This is a genomic window from Dialister sp. UBA1703, assembly GCA_002320515.1.
Taxonomy (GTDB): Bacteria; Bacillota; Negativicutes; order Veillonellales; family Dialisteraceae; genus Dialister.
The window spans coordinates 14862-17311 of the sequence record DCJJ01000003.1 but is presented as its reverse complement, the minus strand read 5'-3'; the positions used below and the strand labels follow the sequence as shown (position 1 = coordinate 17311).

The following is a 2450-nucleotide window of genomic DNA, read 5'->3' as shown; positions in this document are numbered from 1 at the left end:
GAACCCTCCGGCCCATAGGGCCGGTCCATCTTAAGAACCCTCTGTGTCCCAGAATCTAAGGCATACCTTATCTCTTTTCAAACCGCTTATACATGGTTTATACTTAACATCAGGTGATATGATGCATTTTCTATTTAAACTGATCAAATGGTTGATTATACTCGTTCTTTTTGCGGCTCTGTGTCTTGGTCTTTATGCAGGCAATCTCTCCTATGAGGAGCTTTTTAATGCGCCCTGGGACAGGATTCTTGGGATTGAGAATCATCGGCTGGATTTGGGAAGGATTCATGGGCTTGAAGATCGGTATGGCTGGCAGAGGGTGATGGTGCCCTCGAAGGATGGTACGGAGCTTCGGGGGACTTATATAGAGACGGTGAAAGGCGGCCGGAAGGCGGTGGTTCTTCTTCATGGACTGTACCAGAATCGGTCCATGTGCGTTCCTTATATTTCTATGTACCAGGATATGGGATACAATGTGCTTCTGGTGGATCTTCGTGGCCATGGCGAGAGCGGCGGTGGTCATACGGACTGGGGGATTCATGATGTGGAGGATATGAATGCCTGGGTTGATTTTCTGCGGTCTAAGAATCCATCTATGGAGATCGGATTCCATGGAATTTCTCTTGGCGCGGCCATGGCTTTGATTTACAGCGGCAGTGAGGAGGGGCAGCATATGAAGTTCTATGTGGCTGACAGTTCGTATGGGAATCTATTGGCACTGGGACGTGATAAGATTATGACCTATACGGGCGATGATCGGCTGGTCCTTGGCATGGATGTGTTGAATCCTTTTATGCAGGCGGCTATGTTTTTCCATACCGGTCGAATTTTGTCCGATGTGGATCCTGCGTCCCAGGTGACCCATATGACATCGCCGGTGCTCTTCCTTCATGGCAGGGCGGATAGGCTGATTCCGCCTTCGGTGGCAGAGGAGCTTCTGGCGGATGCATCCGGTTCTCCGAAGAATCTTTATATTTTCAGCGGGGCTGCCCACACCATGGAAATGGCCACCAACGGCCCGGCTTACCGGTCAGTGGTGCAGAAATTTGTGAAGGGCCTGTCATAATAGAGAGTTTCTTATTTCTTTTATGATACAATAGAGGAAACAGGAGGTATTGGTATGAGTGCAAAGGACTTACAGAAGGAAGGGTTTCTTACAGCCTGCAAGACCATCCAGGCATTGAAGGGGACGGTGGAATGTCTCCAGATTAATCTGTCCCAGGAGCGGGACAATAACGAAGGACTGAATCTCACCATTGAGTCTCTTCGAAATGAAAATAATGAGCTCCAGGAAAAGGTATTCCAGCTGGAAGCGGAGCTGCAGACCGTGAAGGAGGAAGAAAAGCCTGCCGGCCCTTCTTCGGAAGTGGTGGAAGAGCTGGAGAAGAAGCTGGGATTTTACTGCAAGGATTTGAAGAAACTGGATGAAAAAAATCTCACCGCGGAAGACAGTGAGACTTTGTACAACATCCTGGCTTATACTTTTAAAACGCTGAAAAAGGCAGGCTTGAAGTTGTAAGAAAGGAAGCGTTTCTATTTCATGCCTGTGCTCTGGGCATAGTAGAAAAGGTACTGCTGGAGGATGCCTGCCTGACTGCCGTAGCGGGGGAAGGGATTCTTCCCGCCGTAATGCCGGTCAATGACCCGCTGTATCCATACATCCACCGGTGCCAGGCCGGTACGGTGGTAACTGAAAAGGGCAATGCAGCTGGCCACCTTGATGCCTACGCCCGGCAGGGCCATGAGGGATTCCTGCAAAGTTTCATCATCACAGGACGCCAAATCTTTCAAAAGATGGGGCGTCCTTTTTATGATGGCTGCGGTTTGGGAAATATAGGGAGTTCGGTAGCCCAGGGAACATGACTGCAGCTCCTGCTCTGAGAGGCGGGCTATTGCCTTCGGCGCAGGGAAGGTATAGAGTATGTCTCTCTCCGTTTCCATCTTTTCTCCTGCCCTGCGGCAGAGCTTTTCCACGGAAGAGGCGATGGCAGGAATGGATTTCCTCTGGGAAATGATAAAGGTAATCATGGTTTCCCAGGGATCCTACCGGAGGATGCGGATACCCCTGCTGTATTCCGCAGCCTGGGACAGATAGCTCTCTTCGGCAGGGATACTGTCCCTGATGGATGCATAATTGCAGGACAGGTCGAAATAGGGCTTCCAGATATGGTTCCATTGATAACGGGAACAGGAAATCTCATAGTGAATTCCCTTCTTATGGCGGATATAGAGCACATGGGAACCGGTGATAAAACGGAAGGCGCCGTCATCCAGTTCAACTGCCCGGAAGCACTGCCCGCTGTGTATGATTTTATAAAGGTCGAAATCGTCTTTGATAAGGATATGCATGGTCTGCTCGTTTCGTGAAAATAAAGCCGCAGGGCGGCTGGGATTAAGGAAGCGCTGATTAAATCACTGTCTGCTTTTATTCTTGAATTTTTATGCAATGC

General features: G+C 49.5%; 4 protein-coding genes. 2 read left to right on the top strand and 2 right to left on the bottom strand.

Translation table 11 applies throughout. From position 1 onward, the window contains the following. The first annotated feature begins 121 nt into the window (after positions 1 to 121). Both B2Y11_RS00085 and B2Y11_RS00080 read left to right on the top strand, forming a co-directional pair. On the top strand, positions 122 to 1066 hold the full coding sequence (locus B2Y11_RS00085) for an alpha/beta hydrolase (RefSeq protein ID WP_291054453.1): 945 nt from the start codon (positions 122 to 124) through the stop codon (positions 1064 to 1066). Positions 1067 to 1120: 54 nt separating this feature from the next. Continuing rightward, positions 1121 to 1519, top strand: a complete 399-nt coding sequence (locus tag B2Y11_RS00080; protein WP_291054450.1) for a hypothetical protein — start codon at positions 1121 to 1123, stop codon at positions 1517 to 1519. A 14-nt stretch (positions 1520 to 1533) separates the two neighbouring features. On the opposite strand, the gene B2Y11_RS00075 is transcribed toward B2Y11_RS00080, so the two are convergent. Together B2Y11_RS00075 and B2Y11_RS00070 are read right to left on the bottom strand one after the other, a co-directional pair. Then, positions 1534 to 2028, bottom strand: coding sequence for a DNA-3-methyladenine glycosylase family protein (locus B2Y11_RS00075; RefSeq protein WP_291054447.1), 495 nt, complete (start codon positions 2026 to 2028; stop codon positions 1534 to 1536). A gap of 15 nt (positions 2029 to 2043) precedes the next feature. Next, entirely contained in the window at positions 2044 to 2349 is a 306-nt protein-coding gene (locus B2Y11_RS00070; RefSeq protein WP_291054444.1) for a DNA glycosylase, read from the bottom strand. Between the last annotated feature and the right edge of the window lie 101 nt (positions 2350 to 2450).

Excerpts from the sequence above, each read along its gene's own strand:
- B2Y11_RS00085 (WP_291054453.1), top strand. The coding sequence starts at position 122 with ATGCATTTTCTATTTAAACTGATCAAATGGTTGATTATACTCGTTCTT.
- B2Y11_RS00080 (WP_291054450.1), top strand. The coding sequence starts at position 1,121 with ATGAGTGCAAAGGACTTACAGAAGGAAGGGTTTCTTACAGCCTGCAAG.
- B2Y11_RS00075 (WP_291054447.1), bottom strand. The coding sequence starts at position 2,028 with ATGATTACCTTTATCATTTCCCAGAGGAAATCCATTCCTGCCATCGCC.
- B2Y11_RS00070 (WP_291054444.1), bottom strand. The coding sequence starts at position 2,349 with ATGCATATCCTTATCAAAGACGATTTCGACCTTTATAAAATCATACAC.